The sequence below is a fragment of the Anaerolineae bacterium genome (assembly GCA_013178165.1).
In the GTDB taxonomy this organism is placed as follows: domain Bacteria; phylum Chloroflexota; class Anaerolineae; order Aggregatilineales; family Ch27; genus Ch27.
Window position 1 is genome coordinate 36,361 of the sequence record JABLXG010000014.1, and the last position, 23,529, is coordinate 59,889.

The 23,529-nt window shown below is 60.9% G+C and carries 18 protein-coding genes and 1 pseudogene; 12 read left to right on the forward strand and 7 right to left on the reverse strand.

The features are described from left to right. Positions 1-14 precede the first annotated feature (14 nt). A complete protein-coding gene (locus tag HPY64_10440) occupies positions 15-1,646 on the forward strand; it encodes a phosphodiester glycosidase family protein (protein NPV67552.1) in 1,632 nt (543 codons plus the stop codon). Between the two features lie 4 nt (positions 1,647-1,650). Here HPY64_10440 and HPY64_10445 read toward each other — a convergent pair whose 3' ends face one another. Both HPY64_10445 and HPY64_10450 read right to left on the reverse strand, forming a co-directional pair. Next, complete coding sequence (locus HPY64_10445; GenBank protein NPV67553.1) at positions 1,651-2,013, reverse strand: hypothetical protein; 363 nt, start codon at positions 2,011-2,013, stop codon at positions 1,651-1,653. 197 nt (positions 2,014-2,210) lie between these two features. Then, entirely contained in the window at positions 2,211-2,777 is a 567-nt protein-coding gene (locus HPY64_10450) for an NUDIX hydrolase (protein NPV67554.1), read from the reverse strand. A gap of 162 nt (positions 2,778-2,939) precedes the next feature. Between HPY64_10450 and HPY64_10455 the strand changes: the two genes are divergently transcribed. After that, positions 2,940-4,553, forward strand: a complete 1,614-nt coding sequence (locus HPY64_10455) for a gamma-glutamyltransferase family protein (GenBank protein ID NPV67555.1) — start codon at positions 2,940-2,942, stop codon at positions 4,551-4,553. 80 nt (positions 4,554-4,633) lie between these two features. Continuing rightward, a complete protein-coding gene (locus HPY64_10460) occupies positions 4,634-5,416 on the forward strand; it encodes an SDR family oxidoreductase (GenBank protein NPV67556.1) in 783 nt (260 codons plus the stop codon). Positions 5,417-5,487: 71 nt separating this feature from the next. On the opposite strand, the gene HPY64_10465 is transcribed toward HPY64_10460, so the two are convergent. The 5 genes and pseudogenes from HPY64_10465 to HPY64_10485 form a co-directional block, all read right to left on the reverse strand. Then, complete coding sequence (locus tag HPY64_10465) at positions 5,488-6,078, reverse strand: BMP family ABC transporter substrate-binding protein (protein NPV67557.1); 591 nt, start codon at positions 6,076-6,078, stop codon at positions 5,488-5,490. Positions 6,079-6,497: 419 nt separating this feature from the next. Further along, positions 6,498-7,480, reverse strand: a pseudogene (locus HPY64_10470) (BMP family ABC transporter substrate-binding protein). A 137-nt stretch (positions 7,481-7,617) separates the two neighbouring features. Continuing rightward, positions 7,618-8,670, reverse strand: coding sequence for an aminomethyl transferase family protein (locus HPY64_10475; protein ID NPV67558.1), 1,053 nt, complete (start codon positions 8,668-8,670; stop codon positions 7,618-7,620). Between the two features lie 49 nt (positions 8,671-8,719). Further along, on the reverse strand, positions 8,720-11,704 hold the full coding sequence (locus HPY64_10480; GenBank protein ID NPV67559.1) for a penicillin-binding protein: 2,985 nt from the start codon (positions 11,702-11,704) through the stop codon (positions 8,720-8,722). Between the two features lie 242 nt (positions 11,705-11,946). Continuing rightward, complete coding sequence (locus HPY64_10485; protein NPV67560.1) at positions 11,947-13,212, reverse strand: hypothetical protein; 1,266 nt, start codon at positions 13,210-13,212, stop codon at positions 11,947-11,949. A 551-nt stretch (positions 13,213-13,763) separates the two neighbouring features. Between HPY64_10485 and HPY64_10490 the strand changes: the two genes are divergently transcribed. The 9 genes from HPY64_10490 (at position 13,764) to HPY64_10530 (ending at position 23,197) form a co-directional block, all read left to right on the forward strand. Beyond that, on the forward strand, positions 13,764-14,120 hold the full coding sequence (locus tag HPY64_10490) for an IS1 family transposase (GenBank protein ID NPV67561.1): 357 nt from the start codon (positions 13,764-13,766) through the stop codon (positions 14,118-14,120). A gap of 145 nt (positions 14,121-14,265) precedes the next feature. Then, the gene (locus HPY64_10495) at positions 14,266-14,511 is read left to right on the forward strand and encodes an IS1 family transposase (protein ID NPV67562.1); all 246 of its coding nucleotides are present in this window, start codon (positions 14,266-14,268) and stop codon (positions 14,509-14,511) included. A 107-nt stretch (positions 14,512-14,618) separates the two neighbouring features. Beyond that, positions 14,619-15,635: a LacI family DNA-binding transcriptional regulator gene (locus tag HPY64_10500; protein ID NPV67563.1), complete on the forward strand. Its 1,017-nt coding sequence runs from the start codon at positions 14,619-14,621 to the stop codon at positions 15,633-15,635. A 154-nt stretch (positions 15,636-15,789) separates the two neighbouring features. Continuing rightward, on the forward strand, positions 15,790-17,238 hold the full coding sequence (locus HPY64_10505) for a glycoside hydrolase family 32 protein (protein ID NPV67564.1): 1,449 nt from the start codon (positions 15,790-15,792) through the stop codon (positions 17,236-17,238). Between the two features lie 97 nt (positions 17,239-17,335). After that, a complete protein-coding gene (locus HPY64_10510; GenBank protein ID NPV67565.1) occupies positions 17,336-18,724 on the forward strand; it encodes a sugar ABC transporter substrate-binding protein in 1,389 nt (462 codons plus the stop codon). Between the two features lie 70 nt (positions 18,725-18,794). Beyond that, a complete protein-coding gene (locus HPY64_10515) occupies positions 18,795-19,742 on the forward strand; it encodes a sugar ABC transporter permease (protein ID NPV67566.1) in 948 nt (315 codons plus the stop codon). A 31-nt stretch (positions 19,743-19,773) separates the two neighbouring features. After that, positions 19,774-20,646: a carbohydrate ABC transporter permease gene (locus tag HPY64_10520; GenBank protein ID NPV67567.1), complete on the forward strand. Its 873-nt coding sequence runs from the start codon at positions 19,774-19,776 to the stop codon at positions 20,644-20,646. A 3-nt stretch (positions 20,647-20,649) separates the two neighbouring features. Further along, positions 20,650-22,278 (forward strand): chaperonin GroEL, encoded by a 1,629-nt coding sequence (gene groEL / locus HPY64_10525; protein NPV67568.1) that lies wholly within the window; start codon positions 20,650-20,652, stop codon positions 22,276-22,278. Between the two features lie 10 nt (positions 22,279-22,288). Continuing rightward, positions 22,289-23,197: a hypothetical protein gene (locus HPY64_10530; protein ID NPV67569.1), complete on the forward strand. Its 909-nt coding sequence runs from the start codon at positions 22,289-22,291 to the stop codon at positions 23,195-23,197. The last annotated feature ends 332 nt before the right edge of the window (positions 23,198-23,529 follow it).

Genomic DNA, 23,529 nt, shown 5'->3' on the forward strand with positions numbered 1-23,529 from the left:
GGCAAGAGCGCCCCATGCCTGATATCACATATGAGCAAACGCGGATCACCCACGCTGACGGCCAGTGGGCCGACGTCAGCATCGTGCGTTGCCCGGCGGGCAGACTGCGCTTCAGCGATCTCAGTCCCAGCCCGGCACGCATCCGTCTGCGCGATGCTGCCTACTTTCGCTACAGCAAGGCGCGTATCCGTGGCGAACAGGCGCCAGAAGTAGTTGCCTGGGCTTGCCTGGAAAACGACCACCATGTCCAGCGCATGTTCCCAACCCTGAACACGATCAGCGAAGAGGGCGAACACTTCCTCAGCGCCAACGCCTTCATCACCTACTTCCTGCGGGAATTGCTGCGCCGGGGATGGCTGCGCTGGCGGACGGGCGACTGGTACGCCAGTGTGCCTGCCCAGTACGCCAGCTGGGAAGAACGGGCGGTGATCATCCTGCACTGGTTGATGGCGGAAAATCGTTTGTGGCTAGAGACCGGGCCGCAGAGCACCCCACCGGCTCGAACTGGCTTTGAAGGCTGCGATCCGCTCTTCCATCTCACGCCGGTTGGCCGTTGCGGCTACATCCGGGATGCCGTGCGCGCACACTATCCGGCGGCGGCCTTCAATTCCAGTTTCTTCCTGCTGGAGCGGGATGATCTCCTCAGCCACCACTCCGCGCTTGGCGATCCTTATGGACTACTCGTCGAAAACAGCACGATCATCCGCCCCCCGCTCTACCGCCGCGCAACACTCTGGCGCGACACAGCCGGGCACTGGCAGATCGGGACAATCGGGATGGAAGATGTGCGTCTGCACTTGCCCGGCGAAGTCACGCTCTACCCGGAGAAAAGCGGCGTTAAACCCGGTCGGCGCCAAGCGCTTTTTGCCGTCAACCCGCCCGGCGAAATGCCAGTAGCCCTCTACACCCGCCACTTCGGGGTTGACACGGTGGGCTATCCCATCGGCTACACCCCGGTCAGCAAAGGGCGCTTTGAACTGACGATCATCGATCGCACCATCACCAGCTGGCAACGCGGCGGTAACCTGCTGATTCCCCAGAACGGCCTGGTGATCTCATTCGCCGCAGGGCGGGATGGCCAGCCGCTGATGGCCCTTGGCGATCTCAGCACCAATATCGCCGCCCTGCGGGAGTTGATCGGCGGTGGTCAGGTGCGCTATAGCTTCTGGCAACCACACCACGAGGGGATGATCAGTGCCCAGCAGGCCGGACCACAACTGATCGCAGCTGGCGAGATCGCGCGTGACGCCAGCATCTTCGCCAGGGAAGAATACTGGATCAGCGTGGAAGATGCGGAACAAGTCCACCCTGGCATCGTCCCAACGGACTTTCCGGTAGACCTGGAACAGACGCGGGCCGCCCGCCTGGGGATCGGGATTGACGCTGCCGGCGATCTGGTCATCCTTGCTGTATCCGGTACCAGCCGGGGCATCGCCCGGCCTGGCATCGACAGCGCTGGCGCGACCCTGCTGGAACTGGCCGGATTATTGCAGGAAGCTGGCGCGCTGCAGGCCATCAACCTGGACGGTGGCGGTTCTGTCCAGTTATTTGCAGAAGGCGGGCTGTACAACATCCCTGGCGACCGGCGGGGTCGCCAGGGCATCGTTTACGAGCGTCTGGTGCCAACCATCGGGCTGATCGAATGAGGGACTACAGCTCGGCCAGCGCTTCCCCTTCGGAAGCAAAGGCGAACATCGGGATGGGTGAAAGGCCCCGTTCCCCCCGGCTGGCGCCCATATGCGCAACCGCCAGATCCGCGTGTTTGGCCACCACAATGATCTTCTTGATGTTATCGTGGTAAAGGATGCCGCGGGCTGGCTGCAGCGCTTTTTCCTCGTAGACGGGGCGGAATTCGCCAGCCACAATCAGCAGGGTGACCTCCTGATCAGCTTCGTCAAGCTTGGCCAGCACTTCCCGAAACATCGGCTCGGAATCTCGCTCGGCGTCCCAACCGGGCAGGAACGCCACCCGCACGACATCGGGCCGGGGCCGGGTTACTTCATAGGCTGCCATTGCGGCCTCCCTCTCTGCAGATTTCCCTGGGAATGATGACGTTTGCTGTACCCTTTTCTGCCTCAGAGTATGCCAGAAAGCGCCCTGCCCCACAACCGCGAATTCCGCGGGACACAGGCAAAACCCGCCGCCCCCCCCCCTCCGGTCGTAGGGCAAGCAGTGGGGAGGTCGTCTACGGCACAGCCGGCACCCTGGAATCAAAACGGGGCAAAGATTGCTGCGCCGGGATACGTCTCCAGCAGCCGCCGATCCTCCAGTAGCGGCCAGGGACGGGGGTGCTTCTGCAGATAATGCTCGATAACATAGCGCGAGAAGGGCGACAGGTCGATGCGGTCAAATTCCTCCGGGGCGACAAAACGCGCCTGGCGCGTTTCCGTACCGTCCGCCACCGGTTCCGCCAGCGGATCCACGGTGCAGAGCAGGCACACATACAGATCATTGCGGGCTGGACGGGGGATATTGCGCAGGCAGATCACCCCAACCGGGTTGCAGAGCAGGCCAGTCTCTTCCTGCACTTCGCGCATGATCGCCGTGGCCAGCGTGTCCTCCTGCTCGATCCACCCGCCGGGGAGCGTCCAGCGCCCGACCGGTGGGATTCCCCGTTCGACCAGCAGCGCCCGTTCGCCCCGCAGAATCAGTGCCCCAACGCCAACCCCGATCTCCGCGTACTGTACCCACCCGCAGGCCAGACAGACATCGCGCTCGCGGCCACTATCCTCGCGCCTGCTCGTCGGATGGCCGCATTGCTGACAGTAACACGCCATGGCTCTCACCTCTCACCTGAAAAACGCGGCTCCGGAACAACCCGTGCCGCCTTTCCATCCTGTAACCAGCGCCAGAGTATAACGTCCGGGCGGCAAATGAAGTATGATTGGAGCCATCTGCACCGTCCGCGGGAAACCTGCGTGAAACCCGATCAATCACCCATGACCGCTGATCAATTTGCTTTCACTTCGCGTCGCTCGCCCGTGCTGACCACCGGCGCTATGGTCGCTGCCAGCCAACCGCTGGCCGCCCAGGCCGGGTTGGAGATCCTGCGCGCGGGCGGTAACGCCGCCGATGCCGCTGTTGCTGTTGCAGCAACGCTAAATGTGGTGGAGCCGATGTCCACCGGAGTCGGCGGCGACTGCTTTGCCCTGTATTATGACGCCTCCAGCCGGACTGTCACCGCCCTGAACGGCAGCGGTCGTGCCCCTGCCGCGCTCACCCTGGACGATCTTCGCCGCGAAGGTCTGAGCCGTATCCCGGAGCATAGCCCGCACAGCGTGACCGTGCCCGGCACCGTGCGCGGCTGGGCCGATCTGCTTGAACGGCATGGCCGCATGACCCTGGCCGACGTGCTCCAGTCAGCGATCCGCTACGCCGAGCGCGGCTATCCCGTCAGCCCGATCATCGCTCACAGCTGGGAGCGGTGCACCAGCGCCTTCCGGGCGGAGGATCTGCCACATGACTTCCTGCCGGAGGGTCGCGCGCCGCGCCCCGGCGACGTGGTGCGCCTGCCGGCGCTGGCCCGCACCCTGCGCGCCATTGCTGAAGGCGGTCCCGCCGCGTTCTATGAAGGGCCGATCGCGGAAGCTATCGCTGCCCGCGTGCAGGCTGCCGGTGGGCGGCTGGCGGTGGAGGATTTGAGGGCGCACAGGAGCACCTGGGAAACGCCGATCAGCACCGAGGCCTTCGGCGTGCGCGTGTACGAATGCCCGCCCAACGGGCAGGGGCTGGCCGCCCTGCTGGCCCTGAATATCGTGCGCGGGATCGACCTGCGCGGCATGGCCCCCGCCGACCGCCTGCATGTGCTGATCGAGGCGATGCGCCTGGCCTTCGCCGACGCCGGGCACTACGTGGCCGATCCGGCGTTCGCCCCTGCTCCGCTCGACGCGCTGCTGAGCGAGCCGTACGCCGCCAGCCGCCGCGCCCTGATCAACCCGGCGTTAGCGATGCAACCACCCGCTTTTGGCCGCCCGCTTCCCGGCAGCGATACCGTCTATTTGACCGTCGTCGATCAGCAGGGCAATGCCTGCTCGTTCATCAACAGCCTGTATATGGGTTTTGGTAGCGGCCTGGTTGTGCGGGAAGCTGGGATTGCCCTGCAGAATCGCGGCGCGCTCTTCTCGCTGGAGCCATCTCATCCCAACCGCCTGGAGCCGGGCAAGCGCCCCTACCACACCATCATCCCGGCCATGGCCACCCGCAACGGGGAACTGATCGCCTCTTTTGGCGTCATGGGTGGGTTCATGCAACCGCAGGGCCATCTGCAAGTTGCCGTGGCCCTGTTTGTTGACGGCCTTGACCCGCAGGCAGCGCTGGATCGTCCCCGCTTCTGCATCCTGGGGGGGGAGCCAGACGGCAGGATCGCGGTGGAAGAAGGCATTCCGTTCGAGGTACTGGCTAGCCTGGCCGGGCGGGGGCATCAGCTGGTGCCGGTAACCGGCAGGGAGCGGGGATTGTTTGGCGGAGGCCAGATCATCCTGCGTGATCCGGCCAGTGGCGTGCTATGGGGCGGCAGCGACCCGCGCAAGGATGGCGCGGCGGTGGCCTTTTGAGCGATTCCGGAATCGTCCGAATGGCACGGCATCCGGGGTCATCCGGCAGGCGAGATGGTGAACAAATCGGGCATGAACCCATGCTAGGCACATCATCATTACTGGGGGCGGACCGCAGAGTACTGGTTATCGGCGGGACCGGCTTCGTCGGCGGCGCTGTGATCGACGCACTTTTGGAAGCCAATGCGCAGGTGACGGCAATGGTGCCCTACGGCAAAGGACCGCTGCTTGGCGCAGCTGGTGGATCGTTGCGTGTGGTGGAAGCTGACGTGTGGAACCGCGGCAGCCTGCGCGGGCACGGGCGCGGCCAAGATGTCGTGATTCACCTGGTCGGCTCGCTGCAACAGCGACCGGAGCGCGGCAAGACCTACCACCACCTCAACGTTGCTTCACTGCAGAACACGGCGCGTATGGCCGTTGAAGACGGCGTCAAACTGATGATCTTCCTCAGCGCAGCAGGCGCGCCCTGGTTGCGGGGGGAATACGTGCAGAGTAAGCGCGAAGCAGAACGTTACCTTCAGCGCAGCGGCATCCGCTGGACTGTCGTGCGCTCGCCGCTGGTCTATCCACGCGGGCGGCTGCTCAATCCGCTGCTGATCATGAGCGCCATCGCCGGCGGAATCCCGCTGCTGGGATGGCCGTTCGTGCGCTGGGCGCCCTTGCCGGTGGATGTGCTGGCCCGCGGTCTGGCCGAGCTTGCGCTGGGCGAACCCTGGATCAACCGTACGGTCTACGGACGGCAGATCCGCCAGCTCAGCCGCGCGTATCTGGCGCGTCGGACATCAGGCCCGCTGACCGGCCATGCTGCTGGCAACACCGCCCTGGATATCGAGGAAGAACCGCCCTTCGGCTGGCTTCCCTGATCCTGCCGGGCAAGACAACGAGGCGACCGCCAGGGCGATCGCCTCGTTTTTGCTCCTGCCTGCTAAAGTTATCAGCCGCCCAGCGAAACGCCGGTCTGCAGTTCGCCGCTGGTCAGCTGCGCGGCAATGGTCGCCAGCTCTTCCTTGACCGCCTCCGGCACTACATCGGCAAAGTCATGGAAGTCCGCCAGTCCCACCGGGCCATAGAAGTTGCCCGTCGGCGGGTTGCCTGCCGCGATCTGCGTCACGATTTCGTCGATGCCGACCGGGATCAGCTTCATCGCGCTGGAGACCAGGCAGGCGTGTGCTTCCGGCAGCGTCTCCCACTGGTCGGTATCCACCCCGATGCAGTACAGCGGCTTCTCCGCCGTCGTCCGGTTGGCTACCTCGGTCAGACCGCCGTTGCCGGTCTTCCCGCCCGCCGAGAAGATCACGTCCGCGCCCTGGTCAATCGCCTGAGCCGCTGTCGTCGCACCCCACTCCGGGTCGGTGAAGGCCACATCCAGCCCGCCCGGATGGAAGGTCGTGATCACGTTGATGTCCGGGTTGGTCGCCTTCGCCCCGGCCTCAAAGCCACGGGCGAACAGCACCACCGGTGGCACCAGGTCAGTGCCATACACCCCGGCGACCGTCCCGCTCTGGCTCAGCCGCGCCGCCAGCACACCCGCCAGGTACCCGGCCTGATCTTCGTGGACACCAGCCCGATCGCATTGGGCGGGGCATCCACGTAGAACTGGTCCACACCGATGAAGTAGACATCCGGATACTCCGCCGCGGCCTGTACCGTCGCCTCGCCCAGGGCAAAGCCCACCGTCACGATGACGTCATAACCGTTCTCGGCAAACTCAGCAATGTTGTTGGCGTAGTCGGTGCTGTCCTGGGTCTCGATGTAGTTGGCTTCCCCACCGATCTTTTCCACCACCGCCAGCACACCTTCCCAGGCGCTCTGGTTGAAGCTGCGGTCGTCTACCTCACCTACATCCGTTACCAGACCGATGCGCAGCGGGCGAAGCTCAACTTGCTCTTCCGCCGGGCCGCCCAGCGAAACGCCGGTCTGCAGTTCGCCGCTGGTCAGTTGCTCAGCGATGGTCGCCAGCTCTTCCTTGACTGCCTCCGGCACCACATCGGCAAAGTCATGGAAGTCCGCCAGTCCCACCGGGCCATAGAAGTTGCCCGTCGGCGGGTTGCCTTCCACATACTGATTGACAATCTCCTCAATGCCGACCGGGATCAGCTTCATCGCGCTGGAGACCAGGCAGGCGTGTGCTTCCGGCAGCGTCTCCCACTGGTCGGTATCCACCCCGATGCAGTACAGCGGCCTCTCCGCCGTCGTCCGGTTGGCTACCTCGGTCAGACCGCCGTTGCCGGTCTTCCCACCCGCCGAGAAGATCACGTCCGCGCCCTGGTCAATCGCCTGGGCCGCTGTCGTCGCACCCCACTCCGGGTCGGTGAAGGCCACATCCAGCCCGCCCGGATGGAAGGTCGTGATCACGTTGATGTCCGGGTTGGTCGCCTTCGCCCCGGCTTCAAAGCCACGGGCGAACAGCACCACCGGTGGCACCAGGTCAGTGCCATACACCCCGGCGACCGTCCCGCTCTGGCTCAGCCGCGCCGCCAGCACACCCGCCAGGTACCCGGCCTGATCTTCGTGGAACACCAGCCCGGCAACATTCGGCAGCGCCTCCGCCTGGAACTGGTCCACACCGATGAAGTAGACATCCGGATACTCCGCCGCGGCCTGTACCGTCGCCTCGCCCAGGGCGAAGCCCACCGTCACGATGATGTCGTAACCGTTCTCGGCAAACTCGGCAATGTTGTTGGCGTAGTCGGTGCTGCCTGGGTCTCGATGTAGTTGGCTTCCCCGCCATACTTCGCCGCTGCCGCCTGAACGCCTTCCCAGGCGCTCTGGTTGAAGCTGCGGTCATCCACCTCGCCCACGTCTGTCACCAGACCGATGCGCAATCCATCCTGCGCAGCGGCCTTTGGCATCGCCGGGAACGCCGAAGTGACCAGCACCAGCAGAGCCAGTATTGCCAGAGACGTAAACAACGGCCGACGTCGCATGTAGAACCTCCCTTTGTGGATTCATATAGTTTACATATGCCTCTTGGGACATATTCACCAAGAGTCTAGAGCCAAACAGAAGGGGCGTCAACCGACAGAAACGGTCAGGAACTGGCCTGCCATCACCTCCTTTCCATTTATGAGAGCCGATCCACAGCAAAACGTATGGTAGCCGTCACGTCACCGGGCAACTGCAACGGTTGACCTACCGTAGCCAGTTCTGGTCGCACATAGCCCAACCCGATCCAGGCGCCGTCAGGCTGCTGTGCGACGCTGGTCAGGAGGCCTTGCCGGCGGCCGTCGACCGTCCACTCAGCGCCGGGTGTGGCCGCCCCGCTGAGCGTCACCGTAACCAGAGTGCGGGCCAGTTTGCCGCGGCTCTCCATCCGGGCAATGATCTCCTGTCCGGTATAGCAGCCTTTGTTGAAACTCACATCTGCCCACAGGCCAGCTTCCAGCGGTATGAATTCCTCGTTGAGTTCCGCCGGGCCAGGCAGACCCGCCTCCACCCGCAACAGCTCCCAGACAGCCAGGCCGGAAGCGCGAACGCTCTCTCTGCCCCCGGCCTGAAGCACAGTCTGCCACAGCTCAGCCGCCCGCGCCGCAGGCACAATCAGTCCGGCGGCTGGGACGCCCGGCGGATCAACAGCCACGATCAGCAGCTGATCGCTACCGAAGCGCGTTGCGTATACATGATGCAGCGCCAGATCCGGCAGATCAGGAGATAGCGACCGGGCAATCACCCAGGCCCGCGGACCGTACAACACCAGCTGCGCCCATTCGCCGGTCACGTCGCGGATCTGCATCCGGTCACGAAAAAACACGTTACGCTGCAAATAGGCCGTCACCCGTGCCCCGCGCCCCGGGCCGGTGCGAACCAGCGTGCGCTCCTCATCCAGGTTATGTAGCACCAGCCGATCGATGATCCGCCCGATCGGCGTCGTCAGGACAGTTGCCCGTCCTGTCCCCGGTGGTAAATCAGCAACGGCGTTGGTGGAGATGCGGTTGAGAATCGCCAGCCGATCGCGATCGGTCAGTTCCAGACGGCCTTCATCCCGCCGGTCGACCAGGACCGCTGATTCCTGCGCCGCCCGGTACTCCGCGGCCAGATCACCGAAGTGCAACGGCGGCAAGGCTCCATCGCTGAACTCCGCTCCCTGGGCCGCCTGCAACGACTGCAAAGTATCCACCACGTTCCCTCCTGCGAATAGCAGGTCGCTGCCTCGCTCTCAGGCCCGGTTAGTCCAGGTCGCGGCGTACCGTGAAGCTCACCCGCTCGCTGAGGACGCTATTGCCGGCAGCGTCAAAGGCTTCTGCCCACACACTATGCGATCCCAATGCGTCCAACACAAAGGAAGCCCTGAAGGGCGCTTCGCTGGCCGTGGCGATTGGTTCGCCATCGAAGTAGTAGACCACCTGCGTCACGCCCACGTTATCGGCATAGGCGACTCCCAGTTCCAGCACCGGATTCAGTCCTGAAACGCGGATTTCCGCCCCACCCTCCGGCACAGTTATGCTGACCTGCGGGGGCGTGTTGTCTACCGTTACCTGGATGATACTCTCCTGCACGGCCTGATCCGCCGCTACCACCGTCAGCCGCAGGCTGTACAGCCCCTCCAGGCCAGTCGTATCCCACTGACCGAGCAGCGCACCGCGCGCCGGGATGTAAACCCGTTCACCGATCTGCGTCCAATCGGTCGGGTTCAGCCCTGCGCCATAAGCAAGCTGGTAATATTCAAAGTTGGGCAGTGTGGCATTGCCACGCACCTCCACCACCCCGCGTACATAAGCCAGCGGATCCGGCTCCAGGATGGCCACTGGCCCCAGGATCGGCGGCAGGCCCACCACGTCATACTCCTCCGGCGGCCCCTGAATACCCTGTGCCGCGGCCCAGGCCTGCGCCTCTGGCGGATAGGTAAAGTACACCCGTTGCTCCACCAGATCGCGCGGCGTGCTGGCGGTAGCCCGGCGACCATTCTGGCGGTTAACCTCCACCATCTGGTAATACGTATCCTGGCGCACTGGCTGGGTTCCCTGAGCGAAGACCTCCGTTACTACAGGGCAATACCGGGTGGGCAGGAGACCGCTGATGGCGCAGACCTGTTGCTCCACAATGGTCGCTGGCCGCGGCCAATCCACCACCGGCAGGCCATCGCGCTCGACGGTATAGCGCAGAATCGCGTACCAGAGCGACGCCGGGCCGTTGCCTGCATCCAGTCCCACCGTCGGGCTGCGGTCAACATTGCCCAGCCACACCCCCACGCTACGCTGCGGCGTATAACCGACCGCCCACAGGTCGCGTCCGTCCGCTGCCAGCCCGGCGTAAACGCCCGCCGGCCGGCCAATATCATACACGTTGGACGCGCCAAACACGCGCGCCCGCAACCCGCGATCGCTAAGCATATGATTCATCAGGTAGGCCAGGGCTGGATCAAGGGTATCGCGGTGTTGCGGCTCATAGCTCCACAGCACCGCTCCCTGTGCATCAGTGATCTGCAGCACCATCACCGGATCCAGCGCCCGGAAACCGGGCGCTTCCAGCTCAACCGGGACGCGCGTTCCGACCATGTGGCCGCCATTGGCCAGCACGCTGAAGCTATACGTCAGGTCAAGCAACGTGGCCTCGCCGCCAGTGACAGCCAGCGATGAGTCATAGCTGGATGGGCTGTCCCGCAGGGTAGTCAGGCCCATGCTATGCGCCGTCCGTACGACATTCGGTGCGCCGACCAGGTTCATCACCTGCGCCGCAGGCGGGGTGGCATCGCGGATCAGCGCCTCGCGCAGGCTGATCGGCCCGGCATGGATGCCATTGCGGTTAGCTACCTCCAGAGGGGCCGACGCCTCGCCGATCGTCAGGGGCACATCCAGGGTCATGGTCGCCGCTGTGTAGCCCTGCGAGAGCGCCGTCAGATAGATGTACGGGCGTAACATGCTGCCCGCTTCATAGGCGCGGGCGGCGGAGTCCAGCGCCCCACCCAGGCCCTCATTCCAGTAATCCACGCTGCCCACGTAGGCCAGCACTTCGCCAGTAGCCGAATCGATCACTACCGCCGCGCCGTTTGTCACCCCGTGAGCCAGCCCGATGTCTTCCGGGCGCATTGGCGGCAGATAGGCGGCAGCAACACAGGGATCGCCGATCGCGGTCGCATACACAAACGCCGGGTCCACGCCGCTCAGCCGGGTGATATGGGTCCGCAGAGCGCACTCCACCTGATACTGCAGTTCCAGATCAAGTGTGGTGGTGATCCGCAGGCCGCCTTCCGCGACCAACCGCGCTCCATCGTAACCGGCGTCCCGGAGAATCAACTCGGCCTGGCGGCGGGCCGCCAGCGCGTAGTGCGGGGCGACCACATCCGTCGGGGCCAGCGGGCGACTCACCTCCAGGCGGATGGCCGCCGCCTGAGCCTGATCAGGACCAATGAAAGCGTAGGCCGCCATCGAATCCAGCACCAGTTTCTGCCGTTCGAACGCAGCATCCGGCTGGTCAAACGGGTTGGCCAGCGGCTGCGCCGGGATGCCTGCCAGGAGCGCCGCCTCGCTCAGGGTCAACCCGGTGGCGCTTTTGCCCAGGTACAGGCGCGCAGCGGCGTCGATCCCGTACGCGCCATTGCCGTACAGGGCTGTGTTCAGGTACCAGGTCAGCAGTTCCTGGCGAGAATAGCGCCGCCGCAATTCCATGATCAGAATCGTATCTGTATAGGCGCGGTCAGGATGGCTGGCCGGCAACTCCGACAGAGGCATGATTACCTGCTGCGTCAGATATTCCAGGATCGGATCGTGCAGGCTCATCTGCCCGAAGATCAGAGCATCCCACAGGGCATTCACCAGAGCCGGAAGGGTGAAGCCGGGACGCTCAAAAAAGCGACCATCCTCGATGGCCACCGTCGCCTGCCAGACGGCCGGCGGCAATTCCGGCAGCGACAACCAGGCGCTTTCGCCAGCCGGACGATCAGCGATCTGGTAGAGGATACGTTTCCCTTCCCTATCCAGAAGCAGCGAGGGCTGGCCGCCCACAGCCAACCGGGGAGCGCCCGGCTGATCAGGAACGGCCCTGGCGACACTCAGGTAGAGATTAAGACCAGCCGCCCCGGCCACAATGATTACCAGCCCGATCAGCCCCACCACAAGCACCAGAACAGCAGCGCCGCCCAGCACAGGCGCGCCCGGCCCGCTGCGCTGGCGGCGTTGACGACGGCGGTGGATGATCTGCGCGACAGAATGCACACCTGCCTCCCCTGCGCTCAGGCCAGATGGATTACCGGGCCAGGCGCTATCTCTGCTGCAATCGGTCCCTCACGCCCGACCTGCATCGCGTCAGCGGCCAGCCCTCCGGATCACTCCCCGGCGGGCCTGTCAGGACGCGGATACAACCCATTCTGCGCGGCCCTGGCCGGGAGACTCAGATGATCTCCCGGAAAATATCCTGCAGTCAGTGGCTTCCAGATGACTCTGGCCGTGATGGCTGGCTACTCGTCGGCCAGCGGGACCTTCAGGTACCACGCCAGCACGCGCGCTGCCGCACGCGCCAGCGACGGCCCCGCCTGCTCATCCGCCTGACGGCGTAGCGCCGCCAGCGACGGCATCACCGCCGGATCGGGCGGCAGCGGGGCTTCCCGGATTTCCTGGAAGATCGGCACATCGCCGTTCTCCAGCATCAGGGTAACCGTACGCTGATAGGCCAGGTGCCCGCGTCGGCGGGTGGCCGCCCCGCGCAATTGCACCCCGTGCACGCTGGCCAGGGAAGCGCGCTGGCGTCCATCAAACGCTTCCGGAGGAGCAAACGTAATCAGCCGTTCAGCCCGATCAAAGACAATCCGGCGCTCAAATTGCTGGTTCAGCCGGGCAAGCAGCACCACACCCAGCAGGCCAACCATGGTCAGGGCTACCCCGGCTATCACCAGGCCAAGCAGCGGATTGATCCCGGTAGAACCGCCGCGCAACAGCCAGATCACCCCCGCAAAAAAGGCTACCGTCAGCAGCCCCAGAAACGTGATCGCCGCTGAGGCGCGACCTGACTGAACGGGGATGGTCAACTGCAACCGATCCTGCCGATCACGCGTGAGTAGTGCCCCACCGCCCAGGCGCAGTGGCAGGCGGATATCTGCTGCGCTGTCCACCGTATAGACCGGCGGCGCAACCGGCGGAGTGATCACAGTCGCCGTCGCTGCGGCGGAAGAAGACGCGGGCGGCATCTCCGGCGCTATCACCACCGGAGCGACCGGCGCCGGAGTGACCGGCGTCGCCGGAGAAGGCCGAGGGCTGGCTGCTTCCTCTGGCAGGGAAGGCGGAGCGCTCACCGGCCGGGAGGCTGCCGCCGGGGCGGTTACTGCCTGACCGCCGACCGGACTCACCCGCACAATCGCTGGCGGCTCCGGCTCTTCCGCCAGGAGCGGGCAGCCGGTCAGATCGGCCAGGGCGCGCGCCACATCATCGGCGGTGATCAGCATCCGCGAGTCTTCCCAGCGCACCAGACGCCGCCATGGCCCGCCGGGAGCCAGCGTGATTCCCACCGCCCAGCCGCCATCCCAGTGCACCTGTACCGCTTCCAGCCCATCGGCGCTGATGTGATCGCCCGGCGGCAGGTCTCGCCAGCGCCCGAACAGCGGATGATAATAGATCACCCCGGCGCGCACTTCGAGCACCGGGCGGCCGTCCGGCCCGTGCAACCGCCAGGTGCCCGGCCCGTAGTAAACGGTAAGCTGCTCATCAGCAGCAACGGCGCGGATGGTCATGCCGTGCCTTCCTGCTCAGCGTTCTCCCAAGTTCTATCCACCTGGATCAGCAATAACTATAGCACACCTGCGCCTCACAGAACCGCCCGAAGGTAGTGTATGTACCGAAGTCGGTTGGAATAGAAAAGACGCGAATCCGAAGTAAGGTTTTGATGCCAATCAACAAACGCACCAAGGATCGCGTCATGATAAGCATAGGAAAATCGAGCAGAGAATACAATACCTTTCAGGGTTTTACAGAAGGAGTTAGCCACTGTGGTGTGACGCGGCGTATCAATGCCCCATTGGAAGCCACTGTGGAGATGGGGGTTGCATCGGGGGTTACCATGAACGCCGGGTGAAAGTCAGACAGCGGCAAGGCTAAGCGCAAGGTCAACGATGTGCGACACGTCATGCGCGGCAGCTTTCGCGCAATGGCCATCGCCGCCGCCAAATGGTCACGGGGTTTGGAGTGCGGTAACCCCATCACCTGATTTGAATTTCAACCGACAAGAATACACTCCCGGATTTCAGGGAGTGTCTAAAGGTAAAGATATGGGTAAAATGGGGGTATGAGCCAATGTCCATACTGTCACCGAACCGAACAGCAGGTCAAAGCGGGTCTGAATGCCTCAGGCAGCCAGCGCTATCTGTGTAAGGCGTGCCGCCGCAAGTACACGCCCCAGCCGAATGACATCGGGTATCCAGCTGAAATACGGCGCCAGGCGCTGGAGATGTATGTTGATGGGCTGAACTTTCGGCGTATTGCGCGCCTGCTAAAAGTCAACCATCAAACGGTCGCCAACTGGGTCAAAGCCCACGCTGATCAATTGCCCGATCCGCCGCCGGCTCCTGCCGAGCCCATTGAGGTGGAAGAACTCGATGAGTTGTTCACCTTCGTTGAGCGTAAAAAAACGTCGTCTACGTGATCACCCAGGTCGACCGAGCCAGTCGCTGCATTGTCGGCTGGGATGTGGTCTGGGAAAGGAGCACAGAGGCGCTGCAAGCCATGCTCGACCGTAATCCTCAGGCCCGGCGGTATTTTCGGACGACTTCTCAACCTATCACACACTGGTGTACTATCCCGGTCGTCATCAGGCCCTGACCGACAAGAGCCAGACCTATTCCGTTGAAGCGGACAATGCTGAACTCCGTCACTATCTGGCGCGGCTGGCGCGTAAGTCGCGTTGCTTTTCTCGGTGCATTCACGCCCTCTGGCGTTCTATCAAGTTGTTTGTGTTTGCCTGGAACCGCCGCCAGTTATTCAAACGCCAGTTCCCGGCTTACCCGGCTCACCTGAAAGATTTCGTGTATCCTTGAAATTAGACACTCCCGGATTTCAATATCACTTGACAGCAAAATCGCATTCGTGCTAGCATTGGAATGCATTCCAATATCTTTTTTTGACCTGGGCTGGAATCGTTTCCATGTCATCTGTCAGGTCAGCCAAGAGCACAATCCGTGATATTGCGACCCATGCTGGTGTAGGCGCGGGCACGGTATCGCGCGTCCTCAACAATCACCCTCATGTCAGCGATTCCACTCGCGCCAAAGTGCTCAAGGCGATCGAAGAACTGAACTATCGCCCCAGCTTTTCGGCCCGCCAGATGCGTACTGGCAAATCCCAGGTGATCGGCTTCATCACCGATGAGATCGCTTCTACACAGTTTGCCGTCAACATCATCAAGGGTGCTCAGGCGGTCGCTTGGGACTACGGAAAACTGGTGCTAGTTGTCAACAGCGACGGCAACCAAGCGATCGAGTATGAGGCTATCGAGATGATGCTGGAGCGAGGGGTCGATGGCATCATCTATGCTTCGATGTTCCATCGTCAGGCTCAGTTACCCGACGCGATCCACGAAGTTCCTGCAGTCCTGGTGGACTGTTTTTTGCCGGATCGCTCTCTGCCTTCGGTTGTGCCGGATGAATTTGGCGCAGCTTATGAGGCAACTGAGATTCTCATCCGTAAGGGACATCGCCGCATCGGGCTGATCAATCTCGGCGGAGAAGCCAAACCAGCCATCGAGGGTCGGTTGGCTGGTTATACCGCAGCGATGCAAGCCCATGGCTTATACGACCCGAACCTCATTATACATGGCGGAGATGAGGGAGCCGGTGGCCATGGTTATGTCAGTGCCATGGAACTCATGAATCGCGCTGAGCGGCCAACAGCTATCTTCTGTGCCCAGGACCGAATTGCGGCGCAGGCTTATCGCGCCTTGCATGAACTGAGTATCGCCATACCTGATGAAGTCGCTGTGATGGGTTTTGACAATCACATCGATGTGGCCACCACGCTCTCTCCGCCACTTTCGACAATGGCGTTACCCCATCTCGAAATGGGGCAGTGGGCGGTTGAGTACCTGTTGAGTGGGGCAGGGAAGCCGCTAGAGCCAGTGCAGGTCAAGCTACCCTGTCCATACGTCGAACGACAATCTATTTGAGGGGTGAGATTTTTGGGGGTTACGGCTAGGTAGGCTCATCGGGCCAGGAAGCCTGTCTGGATGAGCATACCGATCATGTACCGGATTGACCGTGAAAGGAGAAGCTCAGCCCTGGTTAACCGCCTGAATGCGGATAATCCCGGCGAGCGCACATATGGACTCCGTCAGTTCACTACGTCGCCAGCACCGCTTTAACGATCACCAGCGTCCTCAATATCATTTCTTGCCGCCTGCCAACTGGATGAACGATCCAAACGGTCTTATTCAGTGGGATGGCCAATATCATCTGTTCTATCAGTACAACCCTGATGGGGCTTATCACGCCAACATGCATTGGGGCCATGCCGTCAGCTCTGACCTAATTCATTGGACGGACCTGCCGATTGCCCTCAAGCCAACTCCTGGAGGATGGGATGAAGGGGGCTGCTGGTCCGGCTGTGCAATCAACAACAACGGCGTGCCAACGCTCATGTATACGGGCGTGCGTGGCAAACGCGGTGAAAATCAGGCACAGGGCATTGCCACCAGCAGCGATAACTTGCTGACCTGGCAGCAATATCCCGCTAACCCGGTAATCAGTCAAATTCCTGCCGAGGCGCGCCAGCGGCGTGATTTCCGTGATCCCTTCGTGTGGCGAGAGGATGATGGCTGGTACTTGTTGCTAGCTTCCCGTGTGGAAGGTATTGGCGGAACGGTATTTCTGTATCGATCGCCCGACCTGATCCACTGGGAATATCTCAACCCGTTGCTCATTGGCCGGATGGAACAGACCGGGCGTACCTGGGAGTGTCCCAACTTTTTCCGGCTAGGTGACAAGTGGGTGCTGATCCTCTCCGCTCATATCGATCCAGAGCGCACTGCCAAGGTCTTCTACTTCGTTGGGGAATACAAAGAGCATCGTTTCTTCCCGGAAGTAGAGGGTATTTTTGATTACGGCGTGCTGTATGCCCCCCTTACCATGCAGGATGATCGGGGCCGCCGCCTGTTGTGGGGCTGGCTACGTGAAGACCGCACAGTCGAAAAACAGCTTGCTGCAGGCTGGTCAGGTGTGCAATCAATCCCGCGTGTACTCACGCTACTCCCTGATCATCGCCTGGGCACGACTCCCGCACCAGAGGTGGAACAGTTGCGTGGTGAGCACCAGCGCTACGCTGACATCTCCTTGAGCACCCTTGCCGAGGAAATGCGCTTGGAACCAGACGGTCACGCCCTGGACATTGTGGCCGAATTCGAGCCTGGTCAAAAAGGTCTGTTCGGTCTGAGTGTACTTGCTACACCGGACGGCCAGGAAAGAACGCGCATCCTCTATGATGCTCCAACCCAGCGCCTGATTGTCGAGCGGATGCAGTCCAGTCTGGCCGATGGGGTGAATCCTTATGCTCATGCCGCCCCGCATCCATTGATGCCCGGCGAACGGTTGCAGCTCCGCATCCTGCTGGATGGCTCCGTAATCGAGATCATCGCTAATCAACGCACCAGCATTGTCAGTCGGGCGTATCCTACGCGCACCGACAGCACGGGGCTTACCCTTTTTGCGCACAACAGCGATGGCCATCTGGCCTCGCTGGAAGTGTGGAAGATGGCATCGATCTGGCCGGTCTAAGAATGAGATAGGCCGGGAGAAAAAGGAGGTCTACAGCCAAGTAAGTCGTGTGGAAGCAGGTCCGTTTGTTAGTGCAAGAATCTAGAAGGAGTGCACAATGACTACCAAAATAAGTCGTCGCGAGATGCTCAAACTTACCGCCGCAAGCGCGGTAGCGATGAGCACCGGCCTGGTTTCCAGCACAAAAATCTTCGCCGCGCCGCCAGGACAGGACACCATCACCCTGCGCTTCCAGGAAAACGAACAGTACTACGCGGAAGTCGTGGAAGCCTTTAAGCAGCAATTCCCGAACGTCAACATTGAGTACGTGACCGTAACTGGCATTGACCATGCTGAGGTCGCCAGCAAGATCCTCTCCCAACTGGCTGCCGGGACACCGGTTGACATTGGCTATGCAGCGACAGAAGCGACCCAGCTGTATGCTGGTGAAGGTCTTGCCCTGCCTCTGACTCAGCGGGTGCTGGATTCCAAGGAAGAGTTGGCCGAGTACTTCGCTGACGTCAGCCCGGTACTGACCGAGACGATGATGTACGAAGGCGACCTGTACCAGCTGCCTCGTGACTTCAATGCTGCCAACATGTACTTCAACACGGAGCTGCTGGCCAAGGCCGGGCTGGAGATGCCGCCTGCGGAGTGGACGAAGGATGACTTTGTTGAATACGCCCGCGCCATGACCGGCATCGATGGCTCTTATGGCTATGGCTGGACAAACCGGCTGTGGGGTAGCTGGACACCCTGGTTCTTCGTCAACAACACCAACTTCTTGGTGGAAGAGCGTGCCCCCGGTGGCGAATGGATGTGGGAAACCTTCTATGCCGATGATCCCAAGGCCCAGGGTCGCGGCGGCGGCTGGCGCTGGCCAGCTCCACAGGCCAACAATCCGGAAATGCTGGAAGCCTTGGAGTTCGTCGTCTCGCTCACGCGGGATGGTCTGACGCCAGAAGTGGGCATGGGCACAGGCGAAACACTGACGGGCTTCTTCACCAGCGGCAAGCTGGGCATGACCCCGGCTGGTGGTTTCTGGTCCGGAAACCTGTACAATCAAGGCATGCCCAAGGATGCATTTGACGTCCAGTTCTGGCCAGCCTGGAAGTCCCAGCGCCATCAACTCGGTGTTGGTGCAGCCTGGATCCTGAACGGGAGCCAGCATGAAGATGAAGCCTGGGAGTTCGTCAAGTTCACCACCAAGAAGGAGATCATGGAAATCTGCGGTCTCTTCAACCCGGTGACTCTGACAACCCCGGTGCGCCGCTCGATGAATAACGAAGAGCGTTACTCGGTCACCGGCCCGGCCAACTGGCAGGTCTTCTATGCCACGCTGGATGAGCGTCCGGATACTGGCCCGATTCCGGCCCCGGTCTTCTCCATCGAAATGACTGACATCTACACCCGGTTCACCGGCCTGGCGGTTAATGGCGACATGACCCCCAAGGAAGCGCTGGACGGTATGCAGGCCGAACTCGAGGCGCTGTACGCTCGGCAATAGTCAGCAATGTAAGGCAATCCCTGGGGAGCCGTCCCTGGCTCCCCAGGGTACTTGAACAGGAGGCTGCGGAATGGTCTCTCAAGCCATACAGCCGAAACGCAATCGGATCACCCAGTGGCTTGCTGCCGACACAATGGAAGGTATCCGACGCCAGCGTGCGTTGCTGGGTTATCTGTTTATTGCGCCATCTATCATCGGATTGCTGATTTTCATTATCGGCCCGATGATCGCTACATTCGCTTTGAGTTTCTTTAAATGGAATGTCTTCCGGCCGCCAGAGTTCATTAATTTCGAGAATTTCACCCGGCTGTTCAGCGATCCGCGCGTTTTCACGGCCTTCAGGAACACATTTCTGCTGGTCATAATGACTGTGGTTATGCTGGAAATCTTAGCTCTGGCGCTGGCACTTTCAGTGCATCGCCTGGCCAGCCGCCCACTGAGCTACTTTTTCCGGACGTCATACTTCCTGCCAGTGCTGCTCTCTGGCGCAGCGGTAGCCGTGACGCTAGGTTATATGTTTCACCGCGATTTTGGGGTTATCAACTACTACCTGGGATTGCTTGGTATCCCCAAAATCTCCTGGTTGACTGATAGTAATGTGGTGCTGTGGTCCGTTTCTCTCACGACAGTCTGGCGCAATTTGGGTTTCACTTTCATCATTTATCTGGGTGGGGTCAGCTCTCTACCAACTGAGATTCTTGAAGCGGCCCAGGTAGATGGGGCGTATGGCTGGCGACGGTTGAAAAGCGTGGTGCTTCCTCTGCTGAGTCCGACTATCCTGTTCGCCACTGTGACGGACATCATCAAGATGCTCCAGTTCTTTGATGAGCCGTTCATCATGACGCGCGGGGGTCCCGGCGATGCCAGTCGTACTGTGGTGATGCTGATGTATGAGAACGCCTTTGGCAACCTGGCTTTCGGTTACGGTTCAGCTATTGCCCTGATTCTCTTCGCCGTGATCCTGCTCGTGACCGGCATCCAATTTGCGCTCAGCCGCCGCTGGGTCTTCTACAGTTAGGAGGAACGCCGTGACCACGACATCACCTAGAATGGCTACGCACAGTAGCGCCTGGTCAAACAGGCTGTCCAGGACTATCCCACGCAAGCCAGGAGACTGGGTTCGCCTGCTGTTCTTGTTTGTCATTGCTGTGCTGACGCTGATGCCCCTTGTCTGGGTGGTCTCCACCTCGTTGCGTCAGCCGATAGAATCGTTCAGTGTCCCGCCAGAGTGGATTCCGGTCGACATGGACTTCAGCAACTACAACGAGGTCTTCGAGCGGATTCCTTTCTGGAGTCAGATGACCAACAGCTTCATCATCACTATTACGGTTGTCGCTGGCCAGATCGTTACCGCATCGTTGGCTGGTTATGCCTTTGCCCGGCTGCGCTTTCCGGGCCGGAACTTTCTGTTTTGGATGGTCTTGGCCACTATGATGATCCCTGGCCAGGCAACGATCATCCCGGTGTTCATTCTGATCTCACGAGGACTGGGAATCAACGACACGCTCTGGGCGCTGATCATCCCTAGCCTATCCACAGCATTCGGCATCTTCTTGCTGCGGCAGTATTTCCTGCAAATCCCTGGCGACTTTGAAGAAGCTGCCATGATCGATGGCGCCAATCAGTGGCAGATCTTCCGCCAGATTTACTTCCCCTTGGCTTCACCAGGGCTGGCTATCCTGGCCGTTTTGACCTTCAACGCTAAGTGGAATGACTACTTTACGCCGCTGGTCTTTATGAACACCAAAGACCGCTTCCCGATCACGCTTGGTATCGTCGACCTGAAGGGTTACATGGCGACGGGCAGTATCTCTGTTGTGCTGGCGGGGATCGTACTGTCCACAATCCCGGTGATCATCATCTACATCTTCGGCCAGCGCTACCTGATCGAAGGCCTGATGATGGGTGGTATCAAAGGCTAGCCCATGAAACTGACACAACGGCCAGGAGTGGTTTTCCAGCCCAGAGTCCATGCCGCCATGCAGCGTGGTATTCACAGCATGGTCAATGCCATCCGACCGACTTTAGGGCCTGTTGGAGGCGTAGTAGCCATCGAACCCATACACAACAAGTCACAGAAGCCACCAGAGGTCATTGATAATGGCGGGATCATTGCCCGCCGGATCATTGAACTGGCTGACCGTGATGAAGATATGGGGGCTATGCTGCTTCGGGCGATGATTCGCCGCCAGCAGGAGGATGTTGGCGACGGTACGGCGACGGCCGCTGTACTTTTCCAGGCCATCTATGATGCAGGTCTGCGCTACCTGACTGCCGGCGAAAACGCCATGCGGCTCCGCGAATATCTGGAAAACACCCTGCCGCTTATCCTGGCTGAGCTTGACCGGATGACCTTTCGCGTAGAAGGCCAGGCAGCCCTGACCAGAATCGCTCAATCCCTGTGCCACGACCCTGAAATGGCTGAGTTGCTGGGGGAAATATTCGACACAGTCGGCGAATACGGTCAGGTTGACATCCGTAAAGGTTACGGACGCGGTCTCAAACGGGAATACGTCGAAGGGGTTTATTACCCAACAGGACTGTTCTCCCGCGAGATGGTTGACAAACAGGAGATATTCCGGGCGGAGTATCAGAACCCGGCGATCTTCATCTGTGACTTTGAGGTTGATGAGCCGCGCGATCTGTTCCCGGTGCTTAAAGTGGCCGCTGACGCAGACATCCCGGCACTGGTTCTAATTCTGCGGAACATGACCGACCGCGCCATGTCAGTTATTCTGGCCAACAAGCGGATCGACAAGTTCAAAGCGATGGCCATTAAGCTGCCTGGGCTGAACCCAGAAGATCGTCTGGCAGCGCTGGAAGATCTGAGCATTCTCACCGGCGCAATGCCGCTCCTGACCGCCACCGGCGAGACACTCGAACAGGTGACGCAGCAGCACTTTGGGCAGGCTCGGCGTGTTTGGGCAGAGCAGCGAACGTTTGGCATCATTGGCGGGCGTGGGAATCCCCGCCGCCTGCGGGAACACTTCGCCAGTCTTGAGAAACGCTTCCGCCTCACGCAGGACTCTGAGCAGCGCCAGCGCCTTCAGCAACGTCTAGGTCGCTTGATGGGCGGCTCAGCCACACTATGGATTGGCGGGGCAACCGACTCAGAAATCGAGATGCGTAAAACCATCGCGGAGCGGGCCGCCGCTGCGGTACGTACTGCAGTGCGCGACGGTGTGATCCCTGGCGGTGGACTGGCGTTACTGAATTGCTGCGCGGCTCTGGAGCAACGCTGTAAAACCGCGTCTGAGTCTGCAGAGCGGGCAGCTTGCCATATTCTCTCCGAGGCTCTTGCCACTCCCATGCGTGCGATCTTCGCCAATGCAGGCTTCAATCCAAGCGAGATCATGGCCAGACTGGCTTTTGAGGATAGCGCCATGGGCTTTGATGTGGTCCAAAAGCGAGTTGTCAATGTTGTAGAGGCGGGCATTCTTGATAGCGCTGCCGTGCAAAAAGCTGCCGTGCGCAATGCGGTGTCGACAGCAGCGCTGGCACTGACGATTGATACCTTCGTACATCTGCGCAAACCGGAAATCGCCCGGGACTAGAGGCTGGCTCATGATACAGGGCTTTGAGCAGACACAAGATACAGTCTACAGCCTGGCGCGTTGTCAGGATGCATGCTTTGCTGCCCGCTTTTCTGGAATTTACCGGTCGGATGATGGTGGGCGCAGCTGGTCACTCGCCTATAAAGCACCGGATACGGATAGCCCTCTGGCTACTACCACCTTAGCGGCTCTTGGCCAGAATATATTTGCCGGCGTCAAAGGAGGTATCCTGCGTTCCAGTAACTGTGGGGTGGACTGGTTTGCAGCGGTGCTTCCCCCTCCTGCACCGTTAATCAGCGCCTTGGCCATCTCGCCGAATTTCGAGCAAGATGGAGTTCTAATCGCTGGTACAGCTGAAGACGGTGTTTTCGTCTCCACCGATCGCGGTGTCCAGTGGCAGCCGTGGAACTTCGGCCTGCTTGATCTGGCAGTGTACGCAGCTGCTTTTTCGCCTCATTTCGGTAATGACCAGACCATCTTCATCGGAACGCAAACCGGCATTTTCCGCAGCAAAAATGGCGGGCGGGCCTGGCGTAGCGTATCGTTCCCGATGGACGCTGCCCCCGTACTCAGCCTTTGCCCTTCACCAGATTTTGGGCGGGATCATCGCTGGTTTGCTGGCACTGAGGCCAATGGTCTGTATATGTCCGGGGATAACGGTGATACCTGGGAACGGATAGAGTCGGATCATATCAGTGGTGCAGTCAATGCCATTATCATCCCCTCAGCATCCCCCCAAGAACTCTGGGTCTTGCTGGATGACCGTCTTGTTATTTCCCGCGATTCAGGTCAGCACTGGACGACATCCTCAGTCTTTTCTCCAGAGTCGCCAGCCCTTGCGGTTCTACCTGGAAACGGGCAACAACACCCTACGCTGGTAGGCTTTGCCAACGGCACAATTCTGCCTCTGGAGCCGTAAAGATTTACCCTGGCATACCAGAACTATGCAGGCCTGTATCGGCGCGGGATCCCAGTAGCCGATCCACGCCCCCGGACTCCCGGCTAAACCCTTTACCCAGCACATACCTTCTCAGCCCCCAGGTGTCGGCATAGCGCACGTGGTTGATCCAGCCCTGTACACTGGCGTCAAACTCGGCAAAGCTGATCTGCCCGGCGCAGTATTCGAGTGCATTCCAAATTTGGGGCAGGATCAAGCCGCCACAGCCCAGAGGCATCAAGGTCGTGGTTCAAGCTAAGCCAAACGCAGCACAAGTATCTGCTCAACACAAAGGGATCAGGGCATTCTCGGAC